The organism is Aquabacterium sp., from assembly GCF_016195855.1.
In the GTDB taxonomy this organism is placed as follows: domain Bacteria; phylum Pseudomonadota; class Gammaproteobacteria; order Burkholderiales; family Burkholderiaceae_C; genus Aquabacterium.
The window spans coordinates 57,070-71,929 of the sequence record NZ_JACPYU010000002.1 but is presented as its reverse complement, the minus strand read 5'-3'; the positions used below and the strand labels follow the sequence as shown (position 1 = coordinate 71,929).

Genomic DNA, 14,860 nt, shown 5'->3' with positions numbered 1-14,860 from the left:
AAGGCCGCAATGGGTGTGCAGACGAGCCACTTTGCGAGCCGGTTTGGGCGCGACAATGGCGCCATGAGCCTGGGCGAATTTGATCTCATCGACACCTTTTTCCGACGCCCGCCGGGCGTGGGGCCGCATCGGTCCGTGGTCGGCAACGGCGATGACTGTGCCGTCATTGCACCCGCAGCGGGCATGCAACTGGCCATTTCCACCGACACCCTGGTGGAAGGGCGCCACTTCCTGTCCACCGTCAGCCCGGCGCGGCTGGGCCACAAGGCCCTGGCCGTCAACCTGTCGGATCTGGCCGCGTGCGGCGCTGAGCCTCTGGCCTTCACTCTGGCTTTGACCTTGCCGCGTGTGGATGAGGCCTGGCTCCAAGGCTTTGCCAAAGGCCTGTTCGATCTGGCGGACGAGCACAACTGCGAACTCATCGGCGGCGACACCACCGCCGGCCCGCTCGCCATCGGTATCACGGTCATGGGCGAGGTGCCGGTGGGGCAGGCCTTGTTGCGCAGCGGCGCCCGCGCCGACGACGACATCTGGGTCAGCGGGTTTCCCGGCCTGGCCCGGTTGGCGCTGGAGGCCTTTCGCGGCACCCTGCACCCCACCCTGAGTGCCGAGGCCTTTGAGGTGACCCGCCTGGCCATGGAGCGCCCCGATCCGCGCGTGGCACTCGGCGTGGGCTTGCGCGGCGTGGCCAGCGCGGCCATCGATGTGTCGGATGGGTTGCTGGGTGACCTGGGGCACGTGCTGCGCCGCAGCCGCGTGGGCGCCTCCTTGTGCCTGGACGCCTTGCCGGTCAGCCCCTGGCTGGCCGATCGCACGGAGGAGGTGCAGCGCGATTGCATCCTGGCGGGTGGTGATGACTACGAGCTGGTGTTCACGGCGCCACCTGCGCAGCGCGCGCGCGTGCTGGCCTTGGGCGCCAGCCTGGGCCTGGTGCTCAGCCGCATCGGCCGCATCGAGGCGGAGGCCGGCTTGCGCTTGTGGCATGGCGAGCTCGACCCCTGGCCAGAAGACCCGGCCAGGCAGGCCGTGCCCAACCGCTGGACCTCGTTTGACCATTTCAGGGGCGCGCCATGAGCGAAGCCCCTCGTCGCGCGACCGTGGGGCTCTTGCTCAGCCACCCCGCGCATTTCATCGCCTTTGGCGCCGGCAGCGGGCTGAGCCCCAAGGCTCCTGGCACGGTGGGCACCTTGTGGGGCTGGGTGAGCTTTCTGGCCATCCAGCATGTGGTGGGCACGGGCCTGCATGCCGACCTGATCTGGGCCGCGATCCTGACCGTAGGCTGGCTGGTGGGGTGCTGGGCCTGCACGCATACCGCGCGCAGCCTGCGCGTGGCGGACCCCGGCTCGGTTGTGTGGGACGAGGTCTGGGCCTTCTGGTTGATGCTCTGGCTGATCAGCCCGGTGGACTGGCGCGGCCAGTTGCTGGCCTTCATCACCTTCCGCTTTTTCGACGCGGCCAAACCCGGCCCGGTGGGCTGGGCCGACCAACTGTTCAAACTCAAGCCAGGCCAGTCCATCGGCTGGGCCCAAGGCCTGGGCATCATGTTCGATGACCTGGTGGCGGCCTTGTGCGCCTTGCTGGTGCTGGCATTGGCCGTGGCCGTGCGCCAGGGCGGTGTCAGCGCGGGGCTGATGGGCTGATGACGGGCTGAGCTGCCCCGCTGGATCTTCGAGGCTTCACATGGACACGATCAACTTGCTGCCCCCTATCCAGGCTTTGTCCGAGCGTTTGCTGGCGCGCGGCTGGCAACTGGCGACGGCCGAGTCGTGTACGGGTGGCTTGATCGCCGCGGCGTGCACCGAGCTGTCAGGCTCCAGTGCCTGGTTTGATCGGGGCCTTGTGACCTACAGCAACCAGGCCAAGACGGACTTGCTGGGCGTGAGCGAGGCCATGCTGGCCACCCATGGCGCGGTCAGCGAAGCCGTGGCCCGGGCCATGGCCGAAGGCGCCTTGCAACGCGCGGGTGTGGACATCTCGGTGGCCGTGACCGGTATTGCGGGGCCCACAGGGGGCTCGGTGGACAAGCCGGTGGGCACCGTATGGCTGGCTTGGGCGGTGCGCGGCGAGCCGAGTACCGCGCGTTGCTGCCTGTTCAAGGGCGACCGCGCCGCGGTGCGGTCGCAGACCTGTGAGATGGCCTTGGCAGGCTTGATGGACAGATTGGCTTGAGCGCCTGAGGTCTTCGCGAGAAGACCCTCATTGAGGCGGCGGCCCGGGCATCATCCGCGGCCCCATCATCCTCTCCAGCGCCACATCGATCACCAGGCTGCACACGCTGTAGAGCACCGAGCCCAGCAGCGCGTGCCAGAAGCCCTGCACGTGAAAGCCATCCAGCAGCCCCGAGGCCATCTGGAAGGTCAGGGCATTGATCACGAACAGGAACAGACCCATGCTCAGCACCGTCACCGGCAGGGTCAGCAGGATCAGCAGGGGGCGCACGAAGGCGTTGAGCAGCCCGATGACGAAGGCCGCCCACAGGGCAGCGCCAAAGCTCCGGACCTGGATGCCGGGGTCCAGCTGCGTCAGCAAAACCAGGGCACAGGCCAGCAGCAGCCAACGAATGATCATTTTCATGTGGCTAGCTTAGCGCAGCGCCCTTCAGAACGCCTTCGAGTCAGCCGATATTCCCCAGACTTCGCCCCTCGTCAATGGGGGTGTCATATCCTGTCAAGGGCGGCGCCAGCCCGAGTGGCGGCGTTCATATTTCACGGGTTGTAGCCCGAAGGTTGTCTTGGATGCGTGAGTTGTTGGAGCGCTTCATCATCAGTTCCACCCCGGCCTGGCGGGTGTTGCTGGCGGTGTTCGCCTCGACCCCGTTCTTCCTGATCGAGCTGGCCGCGCATGGCGTGGCCCTGGGCACCCCCGAGATGCGCTCGGCCTTGAACCCCATGGCCATGTGGCTGTTCCAGGGCGAGATGGTGCTTGCCAGCGGCATCAATGTGCTGGCAGCCCTGTGGCTGTGGCCCCGGCGCCATCTGCCGGACCCCGTCCCTCGGGCCACCTTGCTGGTGTGCCTGTCCATTGGCGGCACCTTCACGATGGTGACCATTCTGGCGGGGACCTTCACCGCTGCGACCAATCTGGTATTGCTGGGTGTGCTGGCCATTGGCTTGTTGCTGTTCGAGCGCCAGCCCATGCTCATTTGCTACGGGGTGGCCACCTTCATCATGTTGGCCTACGACCTTGGCGTGATCCTGGGTGTCTGGCCCTATGCGCCCGCCTTGACCAGCCAGGTGATGCAGGGGCGTGATCCCGTCTGGTGGTTTGCCTTCTGGCGTCAGTTCGTGCTCATCGCCGGCATTGTCGTGTTGCTGGGGCTGCTGCTCATCCTGTTCGAGCGCCTGGACCAGTTGCACGCCAAGCTGCGCCGCCTGTCCTACACCGATGGCCTCACTGGCCTGGCCAACCGCCGTCGCGCGATGGAGGTGCTGCACAACGAGGCGGCGCGGCAGGCACGCACCGGGCAGGCCATGTCGCTGGTGCTGATCGACGCGGATCACTTCAAGCAGGTCAATGACCAGCATGGCCATGACATGGGCGACAAAGTCCTGCGCACCTTGGGGCACCTGCTCATGTCCTGTGTACGCAGCCCGACCGATGTGGCCTGCCGGCTGGGCGGTGAAGAGTTTGCGCTCATCCTGCCCGACACCCGTCGCGAACAGGTCGAGGCCATCTGCGCGCGCCTGCGTGAACAGCTGGCCAGGCAGACCTTCGGTGAGGGCGAGGCCGCCTTCAAGGTCACCCTCAGCATGGGCGTGATCGAAAGCAGCGGGCAGGATGTCGAGCAATTGCTCAAGCTGGCCGACGATCAGCTCTACCTCGCCAAGTCATCCGGGCGCGACCGCGTGTGCGTGGCCCAGCTGTCGATGGGGGTGTCATGAACGCCACCCTCAGACACTGGCTGCAGCGGCTGGAAGCGCGCATCGTCGACAGGCAGGACAGCACCAGCTGTTTGCTGCTGGTCGAGGTGACCCTGCCCATCTTGCTGCTCCTGTTTGCGCTGCAATCGATTGGCGTTCGCGACGATGCGGTGCGCGCGCTGTACAACCCGAAGTGGTTGCAGCCCTCGTTGTGGTTTCAAGGCGGGCTGGTGATCTGGCTGATGGGCATGGGTGTCCTGGCATGGCGGCGCCGTCGCATCCCGGACCGCATGCCCCGGCTGGTGCAGATGACGGCGGTGCCGGCCGTGCTGGGCGTCGTCGTGCTGGCGCTGGGCTATGGCCTCAAGGACACCCCCATGGCCATGGTGATGCTGGCGCAGTTCGTGTTTACGCGTGCGCTGTTTTCCTTGCGCCAACTGCGCTGGGCCTTCTTGTTGAGCCTGGCCGCCATGGTGCTGGATGAGGTCTGCACCTCGCTCCAGGTCATGCCCTATGCCCCGCTGCTGGTGATGCCGGTCTACTCGGGCGGGGCGCTGCATCCCTGGTGGGCCTTGTGGGCGCGTGTGGTTTTCACGGCCGTCAGCCTGCCTTTGTCCGGCGTGATGTTCTTCCTGGCCGCCACCTTGAACCGCCATCGCCGTGAACTCGAAACCCTGGTGCGCACCGACATGCTCACCGGCCTGGCCAACCGCCGCGAGTTCATGACCCGGCTGGAGCGCGAGGCCCATCGCCAGGCCCGCAGCGGCCGCCCGCTGTCCGTCGTGCTCTTTGACGTGGACCATTTCAAGCGCGTCAACGACACCTGGGGGCACCCCATTGGCGACGAAGTCCTGGCCAAGGTCGGGGAGATACTGCGTTTCCATACCCGCGAGCAGGTGGATACTGCAGCCCGTTACGGCGGCGAAGAATTCGTCCTGCTGTTGCCAGAAACAGATCTAACAGGGGCCCAGCATGTGGCGGAGAAAATTTCAGCCCGCTTGCGCGAGCATGCATTTGCCGTTGACGGGCAGACCTTCACGGTCACGCAAAGCGTGGGCATTGCCCAGGTTGTGGAGGGTGACACCGGCTGGGCACTCAAGGTGGCCGACCGCAACCTCTACCAGGCCAAGCGGGCCGGGCGCGACCGCATCGTGGCCTCGATGGCCTTTGCCGAAGAGATGGGACACGCCTGACGGCCCGCAAACCGGCGCGCACCCATGAAACTCAAGACCGTTTCGCGCTGGTTCTTCCTGATGGTGGTGATGGCCTTGCTGGCCAACTTCGTCTTCCTGATGTTGATCCGGCAAGCCTACCTGTCGGCCGAGCAGGCCGTGCAGCGCCGCACCGATACGATGAAGCTGGTCTCTGGCCTGCAGCACGAAACCGCCTTGCTGCGGCGCCTGGTGAGCGCCTACACGGCCACCGCGGACCCACGTTACCTGCTTTACTACTACGACGTGCTGGCCATCCGCGAAGGCAGCAAACCACCCCCCACGCTGGACAACAACGGCCTGTACTGGGAAGACGTGATCGCCGGGCGTCGCCCGCACAAGCTGCCCACGGGCCAGAAGGGCGTGCCCCTGATCCAGCGCATGCAGGCGCTGGACATCAGCGAGGACGAGCTGCAAGGCCTGCGCCGGGTGCTCGACGCCAGCGAGCGCCTCAAGAAAACCGAGCAGATTGCCTTTGCCGCCACGCAAGGCCTGTATGACCGCGTCCACCAGACCTATGTCTCTGACGGCGAGCCCGATCTGAAGTTCGCGGGCGAGCTGGTTCATTCTCCCAACTACGAAGCCCAGTCTGCCGACCTGGCCCGCGCCGTGGCCAACCTCAGCCTGGCCACCGATGCCCGCACGGCCGCCGCGCGTGTGCAGGCGGCCACACAGCTTGAGCGCTACATCATCATGACACTCGGGGTGGACCTGGCCTTGCTGCCCGCCTTGCTGCTGGGCCTGTACGCCATGCAAAGCCGCCTGCTGCAACCCATCACGCGGCTCGACCAGGTGGCCCACCAGCTGGCCCGCGGCAATTACGACGCCCGCGCCGGTGGTCGCCAGAAGTGGGCCGAAGAGCTCGACACCCTGGCCACCACGCTCAACACCATGGCGCATGCCGTGCAGGACGACATCAGCCAGCGTGCCCGCGTGCAGGCCCAGTTGCGTGAGGCTCGCGACCAGGCCGAGGCTGCCACGCGGGCCAAGTCCATGTTCCTGGCCAACATGAGCCACGAGATCCGCACGCCCATGAACGCCATCCTGGGCATGAGCCACCTGGCCCTGCAAACCTCGCTGGACGAGCAGCAGCGCGACTACCTCAATAAGGTGCAATCGGCCTCCACCATCTTGCTGGGCGTGATCAACGACATCCTGGACTTCTCCAAGATCGAGGCCGGCAAGCTGGAGCTGGAGTCCGCGCCCTTTTGCATTGAAGACGTGGTTGGCAACGCCATGAGCCTGCTGCGCCAACGCGCGCAGGAAAAGGACGTTGAGCTGCTGTGCGCCTTCGAGGACCCTTCCTTGCTGGCCGATGCGGGCACCGTGTACGGCGACGCCTTGCGCCTGGGCCAGGTGCTCACCAACCTCATCTCCAACGCCGTCAAGTTCACGCACTTCGGGCACGTCAAGCTCACGGTGGGCCTGATCAGCCGCGTGGGCGAGCGCCTCATGCTGCGCTTTGAAGTGCGCGACACCGGCATCGGCATGAGCGAGTCGCAAGTGGACCGCCTCTTCCTGGAGTTCACGCAGGCCGATGGCTCCACCACACGCAAATACGGTGGCACCGGCCTGGGCCTGAGCATCAGCAAACGCCTGGCGCGCCTGATGGGCGGCGACATCGTCGTGGCCAGCAAGCTGGGCGGTGGCTCCTGCTTCACCTTCACCGTGCCCTTGCGTGTGGCCGAAGCCAGCGGCCTGCAGACCTTGCCCCGCAACGTGGATGGCATGCGCGTGCTGGTGGTCGACGACCAGAGCGAAACCTGCCAGACGCTCAGCGGCTTGTTGGGCGCCATGGGGGTGGGCCAGTCAGACGGGGGCCTGATCAGCGCGGTGTCTACCGGCGACGATGCGGTTCGCGCGGTTCAGCAGGCCGTCAACGCATCCCAGCCCTATGACCTCGTGCTGCTGGACTGGGTGATGCCCGGCTTGAGCGGCGCCGACACGCTGGCCCGCCTGCGCGAGATCCAGCCCGACGGCATGGTGGTGGTGACATCGGCTTATGGCTCCGACAACCTGCGCGCCGAGGCCATGAAGGGAGGCGCCCATACCTTCCTGACCAAACCCATCCTGCCCGAAGCCCTGAGGACCTTGTTGCACCGGCTCAAGGGCAGTGGTGCCGCGGTGCCGGCCCAGGTCAACACCTCGGAAGACGTGGTCCAGCTCGATGGCCTGCGCCTGCTGCTGGTGGAAGACAACCTGCTCAACCAGCAACTGGCCACCGAGTTGCTGTGCAGACGCGGGGCCCGTGTCGACGTGGCCACCAATGGCATGGAAGCCCTGGAGCGCCTGCGGCAAGGTGGCGGTGGCGCGTACGACGTGGTGCTCATGGACCTGCAGATGCCGGTCATGGATGGGTATGAAACCACACGTGAAATCCGTAACGATCCGTCCTTGAGCCACCTGCCCGTGATTGCCATGACCGCGCATGCCATGGCCGAAGAGCGCGAGCGTTGCCTGGCGCTGGGCATGGTCAACCACATTGCCAAACCGCTGGACCCGGCTGCCCTGTATGCCGCACTGGCGCCTTTCTGCGGGCTGGCTGCCAAGGTGGTGGCCGACCCTCACCAATATGCTGCGACCAGGACCAGGCGCCCCGCGCAGACTGTGCCTGACATCGAAGGCATCGATGTGGCTGCAGCCCTTGCCCATTTCGAGGGCGACCTGCCCTTGTTCAAGCTCACCTTGAATGCCTTTGTCGCCCACGCCCGGCACATCCTGGACTGGCTGCCCCAGGCCCTGGCCCAGTCCGATTGGCCCGCCTTGCTGCGCGAGGCCCACACGCTCAAAGGCCTGGGCGGCACCATCGGGTCGGCGCCGCTTCGGGGGTATGCCCTTGCATTGGAGCTTGCAGCGAGGGAAGAGGATGCGGCAGCAGTGCAACAAGCGGCCGAAACCCTCGTTCAGGCGCTGGCGCCGCTGGTCAAAACTCTGCAAAACTACTTGACCGAGATCGAAGTTACGTCAAGCGAACAGGCCGCCGCACAAGCAGCCAGTGAGCGAGACCTTGGGTTGGCGCAGCGCCTCAAGCAACTGGCCGGTGAGTGCGACAGCGAGGCGCTGGCCTTGTGGCAACAGCATCGCAACGCATTTGCCGCCTGGCTGCCTGCCGTCACCACCGCCCGCCTCAACGCGGCGCTCGCGCGCTGTGATTTCGATTCCGCTTTCGGGCTGCTGGATGAATTGGACCTGGAGGCCAAACCACAATGAACGCAGACAAGGAGACGTTGCCCACGGTATTGGTGGTGGATGACGCGCCTGCGAACCTGAGTTTGCTGGCTGGTCTGCTCAACAAGTTCTACCGGGTGAAGCTGGCCCCATCAGGCGCCAAGGCCCTGGAGCTGGCCCGCCGTGGCGCGCCCGACCTCATCCTGCTTGACGTGATGATGCCCGAGATGGACGGCTATGAAGTCTGCCGGCGCCTCAAGGCCGATGCCCTCACCCGCCACATCCCCGTGCTCTTCCTGACGGCCATGAGCCAGCCCGAAGACGAGGCCCGCGGCTTCGAGGTCGGCGCGGCCGACTTCATCCAAAAGCCCATCAGCCCGGCCATCGTGCAGGCCCGCGTGCGCACCCATCTGCAGATCAAGGCCTACCAGGATCAACTCAGCCGTGACAATGCCTGGCTGCAATCCGAGCTGGAGCAGCGCATGGCCCAGGTGGACCAGTTGCGCGAGGCCACCCTGCACGTGATGGTGTCCTTCGCCGAGTTCCGCGACGAGGAAACCGGCAACCACGTCAAGCGCACACAGGAATACGTGCGCACCCTGGCCACCCACCTGTACAACAAGGGTGCCCACCTGGACGTGCTCAACCCCGACAGCATCGACCACATCGCCAAGTCCGCGCCCTTGCACGACGTGGGCAAGGTGGCCATCCCCGACCACATCCTGCTCAAACCCGGCCGCCTCAATGACGACGAGCTGGTCATCATGCGCGAACACGCCATGCACGGCTGGGAGATGCTCAAGCGCGCGGCCAGCCGAATGGGCGATCACGACGGCTTTTTGCGTCACGCCATGGACATCGCCCGCTACCACCATGAGAAGTGGAACGGCAGCGGCTACCCCGACAAGCTGGCGGGCGAAGCCATCCCGCTGTCGGCGCGCCTGATGGCCGTGGCCGATGTCTACGATGCCCTCATCAGCCGGCGCCCCTACAAGGAGCCCATGTCGCACGAGCGCGCCGTGGCCTTCATCCGCGACGGCTGCGGCTCGCACTTCGACCCCGAGATCGTGCAGGCCTTTGACGACACCCTGGACCAGTTCGTGCGCATTGCCGCCACCTGGTCCGACGAATAGGGCATGAGCCCGGCCCAACGAATCCATACAAAAGCCAAGAGGAACACCACAAGATGAAGCGCTTGCAGGCTGTCTGTTTCATCACCGGTCTGGGGTGTGCGCTGGCCACCGTGCCTGCCCATGCCGTGGACCTGAGTGCGTCGGGCTTTGGCACGCTGGGGTATGCCGTCTCCGGCCAGCCCTACAACTACCAGCGTTTCATCGATGAAGGTGGCACCTTCAAGCGCGACACCGTGCTGGGCGGCCAGCTGGACGCCAAGTTCAGCGCCGAGTGGTCGGCGACCGTGCAAGCCAAGGTCGCCCCCTCTTTGAACAACGACGAAGACTGGTCGCTCACCGCCTCCTGGGCCTTCGTGTCCTGGCGCCCCGGCAACGACTGGTTGCTGCGCCTGGGCAAACAGCGCGTGCCCATGTACCTCAACTCCGAGAACATGGACGTGGGGCAGACCTACGACTTCGCGCGCCTGCCTTTCGAGATGTACGGCATCTCGCCCTCGAACGACTTCAAGGGCCTGTATGTGTCGCGCACCTGGATGCCTGACCTGGGTGAGACCACACTGGACGTGTTCCACGGTGAGGCCGACTTGAAGGCCCGTGCCCACTTGCGGGATGCTGGCGCCATCTTCATGCCTGTGTGCACGACCATCACCGGGGCTGTGCTGACCTTGAAACAGGACAGCTCAACCTGGCGCGTCGGCTTGCATCACACGGTTACTCGTCGGCGTGACGGCCAGGATTTTCCCAGCCATTACCCCTTATCAGCCTTGGCTCCCTTGTACCGTGTCGACAATGCAATGCCCGGCTCGGAGCCTGTGGGCTATACCTCCAGCATCGTCAACGACGTGATCACCTTGGGCGGCGACATCGAGATGGCGCCCAACTGGCGGCTGGTCAGCGAACTCGCGCGCAACATCCAGATGCGCACCGAAAACGGCGCCAACACGGCAGGCGGTTATGTGGCCGTGCTGCACAAGATGGGCGCGCTGACGCCTTATGTGAGCTACGCCCGACTGCGCTCCATGGGCGTGTCGGTGCAGAACGCAGACAACCTCAACGCCGCGCACATCCCAGGTGATCCCTATGGCTTGAACTACACCCAGCGTGCCGCCTCCGACGCCATCATGGTCTACGACCAGGACACCCTGGCCCTTGGCGCCTCGTATGCCCTGACCGCGCAAAGCAAGCTCAAAGCCGAGTGGGCGCGAACCCGCATCGGCAACCGTTCGGCGACCGTTGATTCACCACCTGGTGAGGAGGTGGTCCGCAGGCAGCGCATCAATGTGCTGTCCCTCAACTACAGCTTTGTCTTCTGAGGGGCAACACATGAAACGTCTACAACGCTTTCTCTGTGCTGCCTGGCTACTGAGCCTGGCCCTGTTGGCTGCACCGGCCATGGCGGGCGTGGTCGTGGTGGCGCACGCCAACATGCACAAGCTCGATCTGCCCACCCTGCAGCGCATCTACACCGGCAAGGTGATCGAGGTGGGTGGGGTGTCCGTCTCGCCCATCAACCTGCGGGCGGGTCAGCCCTTGCGCCAGCGCTTCCTGAGCGACTACCTGCAGCAGACCGACGATGCCTACGTGGCCTACTGGACAGTGCGCCGCTACGTGGGCAAGGGCGTGCCGCCGCGTGAGTTGCCCACCGTGGCCGATGTGATCAGCTATGTGCAGAGCACACCGGGCGCCGTGGCCTATCTGGACGAGGCCGATGTGCCCGCTTCGATGAACGTGGTGCTGCGCAAGTGAGCGCGGCCGCTCAGGTGGCGGGTGCCGTCACCAGGCGGTACAGCAGCACCCACCAGATCAGGGACACCACCACATTGCTGATGGCAAACAGCATGAGGCGGTGCATCACATTGTTGTGCCCCAGGTGCACGATGGAGTGCCCGACACGCAGCGCCACATAGGCCCAGGCCAGGCCCAGGACCAGCCCGTCCACGTTGTGCGTCAGGTAAGCCATGAAGCCGGCCACATAAAACAGCACCGGCACTTCCAGCAGGTTCATGAAATTGCGGTTGGGCAGGCGCACGGCGTCCGGCACCCGCTCGGATTCTCCATAGCGAAAATCCTCTGCCGTGACCTGGCCCTGTTTGCCGGCCTTGAAGCGCGCAAACGGGATCATCAGCAGCACGTGCATCGTCCACAAGGCCAGGATGGCCATGGGCAGGAAAACGGGTGAATACGTGTGCATTTGCGGCGGGCTCCTCTGAATGGGGGTCTATTTGGGAGAGTTTGGGCGAGACAAGCGCAGGCGTCGGGGCTACCATCGTAGCCAGTACTTCAACCCTGTGTTCACCGGACACTTCGCCATGGGCGTCGACAAGCTGTTCTCCATTTTCGTGGCCGCCATCTGCGTGGTCATGCTCGTTCGGCTCGCGCTGGGCGACGCACGGCGCGCCCGCCTGGACCGCGCGGCCATCATGCTCTGGGGGCGTGTCCGCCGTCAGGCCTTGCTGATCTGGCACTGGCGCCGCAAGCGCCGTTCTGCGGCCCAGGCCAGGCAGGCGGCGCAGGAGGTCATCAACCGCGTGCGCCACCGCGTCGAAAAAGAAGGCAATGTGCTGACCCCTGAGGCTTTCAAAGAGAAAGAGCCCCGTAAACCACACTGAGAGGTGTTCACGCGCGTGCGCGGGCTGCGATCCGCTGGCCCACCAGGCCGGCTGACATCACGCCCATCATCAGGGTGACGGCCGCGCCGTAGAACACACCTGATGGCGAGCCGTGGTCCATCAGCGCGCCGAAGACCGGCGCCGCCAGCGCAAACCCCAGATCCAGCCCCGAGTACACCGTGCCGTACACGCGGCCGGTGGCACCCGGTGGCGCGGCGCGCTTGATCAGCATGTCACGCGAGGGGCCAGCCAGGCCTGTGCCAAACCCTGCCAGCGACACCACCACCGCTGCCGCCACGCCCGGCATCATGCCCAGGCCACCCAGCGTCAACAAGGCGGCTGCCAGCACCATGGCGGCACCAATCGTGCGCTCCAGACGCTCGACGCGTGCCACCAGGAAGCCGCCCAGCACCATGCCGACGGCGCCGCAGATCATGTAGCCGGTCACCACAAAGGCCGTGGCCGAAATCGGCAGACCATACAACTTGCTCAGCGCCGGGCTGGCAAAGCCCTGGATGGCGCTCAAGGCGGCCGTGCTGAAGAAGAAAAACGAGAAGCACAACCAGACCGAGGGCAGCTTCAAAAACGCCATCGCGTGCTCGCCCTTGACATGCTGAGGCTGCACATGGCGCGGCGCATGGGCCTGATGGTGGTCGTCAATGGCCTCGCGGTTGAGCGCCAGCAAGGTGATCACCGTCAGCCCGATCAGCGCGGCACACAGATAAGCCACACGCCAGCTGCCCGAGGCCTGGTGGATGCCGATCAGGAACACCGGTGCGGCGGCCCAACCCAGATTGCCACTGATGCCGTGGATGGAAAACGCATGGCCCAGGCGCGCCATCGACACCCGCTTGTTCAGGATCGTGAAATCAGCCGGGTGAAACGGCGCGTTGCCCAGGCCTGCCAGGGCCGAAGCCAGCATCAGCCCACCATAACCATGTGCCGAGGCCGCCGCCAGCGCCGCCACCACAAAACAGGCCAGGGCCGCAAACAGCACCGGGCGTGCGCCAATGCGGTCCACCACGAAGCCAGCCAGGGCCTGCCCCACGCCGGAGATCACGAAGAACACGCTCACCAGCAAGCCCATTTCGGCGTAGTTCAACCCGAATTCCCGCATGAAAACGGGGAAAAGAGGCGCCAGCAGCAAGTGATGAAAATGAGATGTCCCGTGGGCTAGTCCGATCAGGCCAATCGTGGCGGCATCGCGACGCGCCACAGGGGCGTCAGGCGCGGGGATGGAGGTCGACATGTGCATCGTGCGACTGTGCCACACCCCCTGTTCCCGCGTCATAAATAGGCCCGGGGAATCGCCGGTGGTGGTAGGCTGGTGTGCCGCACCGAACAGCTGTCCAGCGTGGGCACGCTGCCTGGTGAGGCTTGACGCCAAGGAGCGATCATGCCCAGCACTCCCTCTCCGTCGTTTGAGCACATGGCCTCACGGCCTGGCCATGCGATGCCTGCTTCCCGCGCAGAGATGTTGCGCACCATGCTGCCCCACACCATGGAATGCCTCAAAGCCCGTCAGGCCAACCTGATCGGCGACGACCTGATCGAGGACTACGTGACCCTCGACTGGCTGGAGTGGGCGGGTGGCGGTTTGCGGCTCACGGAAATCGGCCGCAACCTGTGCAATGCCATGACTCGCAGGCCGGGCGGCGTCTGACCTGGCAGCTTCCCGACTAGGCGGTTTTCCGGTCGACGTGTTACAGTATCCTGTTTTGCAGATCGGCGATGTCAGTCTTCCTGACCTTCGCCTGGCATCCCGGTATCGTCCACACTGAGGAAGGACGGCATCGTACCCGACTCAACCTGCTGGAGACTGGCCCATGGCCAAGGAAGAACTGATCGAAATGAACGGCGTGGTCAACGAAGTCCTCCCGGACTCGCGTTTCCGCGTGACGCTGGACAATGGCCATCAACTGGTCGCCTACACCTCCGGCAAGATGAAGAAGCACCACATCCGCATCCTGGCGGGCGACAAAGTGTCGCTGGAGCTCTCACCTTACGACCTGACCAAGGGCCGCATCACCTTCCGCCATATCGAGCGTGGTGGTTACCAGGCTCCCCAGCGTTCGTCGCACTGATCCCAGGCATTTGTCCTGCATCAACAAGGCCGCCATTTGCGGCCTTTTTTCACACTTGCTTACCTGAACCCCTTCAAACGCGGCGTGGCGCACTGAGGCGGGATTGGGCACCATGGCATCTGTCGACGTCGTTGAGTCGATCAGGAGTTTCGAAATGAGTCATTGGATCAAGGGTGGCATGAAGGCCGCCATCGCCGTGGCGGTTGCCGCGTCTGGCGCTGCTGCGCAGGCGTACAGCTTTTCGTGCGTGGCAGGCGACGTGACGCCCGGCAGCAATGCCGTGGGGTGTACGACAGCCGGCACGAGCCTGGCCAGCTGGAGCCTGTTGGGCAATGTGCTGACCATCCAGAACGCATCTGGCGCTGGCAATGGCTCGGTCATCACCGGCATCAGCTTTGACGGCAGCCTGGGTGACACCGTGGCCTTGTCCGCCACACAGGGTACGGGTGTCCTGTACACCACCGGTGGCGGCGCCCATCTGCCCGCCAGCCTGAACTGGACGGTGGATTTCAACTTCCAGCCCGATCGCAAGCCCACCACCAACGGCATCAACGCAGGTGAATCGCTGGCCTTCAACCTCGGCGGCGTGTCGCTGGCCGACATCCAGAATGGTTCGTTCAAGTTTGGCCTGCACATCCAGGCCCTGCCTGGTGGCCGCAGCGAGAAGCTGGTGACGACAGCGGTGCCCGAGCCTGAGTCTTACGCCATGGCGCTGGCCGGTCTGGCCGTCGTGGGTGGCGTGGCGGTGCGCCGCAGGGTGCGTGGCTGAGGCTGAACAAGAAGGAAGAAGGCATC

Annotated in this window: 16 protein-coding genes; 13 read left to right on the top strand and 3 right to left on the bottom strand. The window is 65.1% G+C overall.

Features of this window, described 5'->3' with window-relative positions; translation table 11 throughout:
• The first annotated feature begins 69 nt into the window (after positions 1 to 69).
• Genes thiL through HY019_RS00525 form a run of 3 tightly spaced genes read left to right on the top strand, consistent with a single transcriptional unit; the run spans position 70 to position 2,169 of the window.
• Positions 70 to 1,074 (top strand): thiamine-phosphate kinase, encoded by a 1,005-nt coding sequence (gene thiL / locus HY019_RS00535; RefSeq protein ID WP_290687832.1) that lies wholly within the window; start codon positions 70 to 72, stop codon positions 1,072 to 1,074.
• Positions 1,071 to 1,640: a phosphatidylglycerophosphatase A gene (locus HY019_RS00530; protein ID WP_290687484.1), complete on the top strand. Its 570-nt coding sequence runs from the start codon at positions 1,071 to 1,073 to the stop codon at positions 1,638 to 1,640. Before thiL ends, HY019_RS00530 begins: the two co-directional genes overlap by 4 nt.
• Positions 1,641 to 1,680: 40 nt before the next feature.
• Positions 1,681 to 2,169 carry a CinA family protein gene (locus HY019_RS00525; RefSeq protein WP_290687483.1) on the top strand — a complete coding sequence of 163 codons (489 nt, stop codon included), beginning with the start codon at positions 1,681 to 1,683 and terminating at the stop codon, positions 2,167 to 2,169.
• A gap of 27 nt (positions 2,170 to 2,196) precedes the next feature.
• On the opposite strand, the gene HY019_RS00520 is transcribed toward HY019_RS00525, so the two are convergent.
• Positions 2,197 to 2,574 carry a phage holin family protein gene (locus HY019_RS00520; protein ID WP_290687481.1) on the bottom strand — a complete coding sequence of 126 codons (378 nt, stop codon included), beginning with the start codon at positions 2,572 to 2,574 and terminating at the stop codon, positions 2,197 to 2,199.
• 161 nt (positions 2,575 to 2,735) lie between these two features.
• Here HY019_RS00520 and HY019_RS00515 point away from each other — a divergent pair, with 161 nt between their 5' ends.
• The 6 genes from HY019_RS00515 to HY019_RS00490 are packed head-to-tail and all read left to right on the top strand — an operon-like array spanning position 2,736 to position 11,118.
• Positions 2,736 to 3,881: a diguanylate cyclase gene (locus HY019_RS00515; protein ID WP_290687479.1), complete on the top strand. Its 1,146-nt coding sequence runs from the start codon at positions 2,736 to 2,738 to the stop codon at positions 3,879 to 3,881.
• Positions 3,878 to 5,053, top strand: a complete 1,176-nt coding sequence (locus tag HY019_RS00510) for a GGDEF domain-containing protein (protein WP_290687477.1) — start codon at positions 3,878 to 3,880, stop codon at positions 5,051 to 5,053. The genes HY019_RS00515 and HY019_RS00510 overlap by 4 nt, the downstream gene beginning before the upstream one ends.
• 24 nt (positions 5,054 to 5,077) lie before the next feature.
• The gene (locus tag HY019_RS00505; protein WP_290687475.1) at positions 5,078 to 8,281 is read left to right on the top strand and encodes a hybrid sensor histidine kinase/response regulator; all 3,204 of its coding nucleotides are present in this window, start codon (positions 5,078 to 5,080) and stop codon (positions 8,279 to 8,281) included.
• A complete protein-coding gene (locus HY019_RS00500; protein ID WP_290687474.1) occupies positions 8,278 to 9,372 on the top strand; it encodes a two-component system response regulator in 1,095 nt (364 codons plus the stop codon). The genes HY019_RS00505 and HY019_RS00500 overlap by 4 nt, the downstream gene beginning before the upstream one ends.
• A 53-nt stretch (positions 9,373 to 9,425) precedes the next feature.
• Entirely contained in the window at positions 9,426 to 10,685 is a 1,260-nt protein-coding gene (locus tag HY019_RS00495; RefSeq protein ID WP_290687472.1) for a hypothetical protein, read from the top strand.
• Positions 10,686 to 10,695: 10 nt separating this feature from the next.
• Positions 10,696 to 11,118, top strand: a complete 423-nt coding sequence (locus HY019_RS00490) for a hypothetical protein (RefSeq protein WP_290687470.1) — start codon at positions 10,696 to 10,698, stop codon at positions 11,116 to 11,118.
• Positions 11,119 to 11,128: 10 nt separating this feature from the next.
• Here HY019_RS00490 and HY019_RS00485 read toward each other — a convergent pair whose 3' ends face one another.
• Positions 11,129 to 11,563 (bottom strand): MAPEG family protein, encoded by a 435-nt coding sequence (locus HY019_RS00485; RefSeq protein ID WP_290687468.1) that lies wholly within the window; start codon positions 11,561 to 11,563, stop codon positions 11,129 to 11,131.
• A 118-nt stretch (positions 11,564 to 11,681) separates the two neighbouring features.
• On the opposite strand from HY019_RS00485, the gene HY019_RS00480 reads away from it, so the two are divergent.
• Positions 11,682 to 11,981: a hypothetical protein gene (locus HY019_RS00480; protein WP_290687467.1), complete on the top strand. Its 300-nt coding sequence runs from the start codon at positions 11,682 to 11,684 to the stop codon at positions 11,979 to 11,981.
• Positions 11,982 to 11,988: 7 nt separating this feature from the next.
• Here the strand turns inward: HY019_RS00480 and HY019_RS00475 are convergent, their stop codons facing one another.
• Complete coding sequence (locus HY019_RS00475) at positions 11,989 to 13,236, bottom strand: MFS transporter (protein ID WP_290687465.1); 1,248 nt, start codon at positions 13,234 to 13,236, stop codon at positions 11,989 to 11,991.
• 141 nt (positions 13,237 to 13,377) lie between these two features.
• Here HY019_RS00475 and HY019_RS00470 point away from each other — a divergent pair, with 141 nt between their 5' ends.
• The 3 genes from HY019_RS00470 to HY019_RS00460 all read left to right on the top strand — a co-directional run bounded on the left by HY019_RS00470 (position 13,378) and on the right by HY019_RS00460 (position 14,834).
• Positions 13,378 to 13,644, top strand: coding sequence for a hypothetical protein (locus tag HY019_RS00470; protein ID WP_290687464.1), 267 nt, complete (start codon positions 13,378 to 13,380; stop codon positions 13,642 to 13,644).
• 163 nt (positions 13,645 to 13,807) lie between these two features.
• On the top strand, positions 13,808 to 14,065 hold the full coding sequence (gene infA, locus HY019_RS00465; RefSeq protein ID WP_035037217.1) for a translation initiation factor IF-1: 258 nt from the start codon (positions 13,808 to 13,810) through the stop codon (positions 14,063 to 14,065).
• Positions 14,066 to 14,219: 154 nt separating this feature from the next.
• Positions 14,220 to 14,834 (top strand): PEP-CTERM sorting domain-containing protein, encoded by a 615-nt coding sequence (locus tag HY019_RS00460; protein ID WP_290687461.1) that lies wholly within the window; start codon positions 14,220 to 14,222, stop codon positions 14,832 to 14,834.
• Positions 14,835 to 14,860 lie beyond the last annotated feature (26 nt).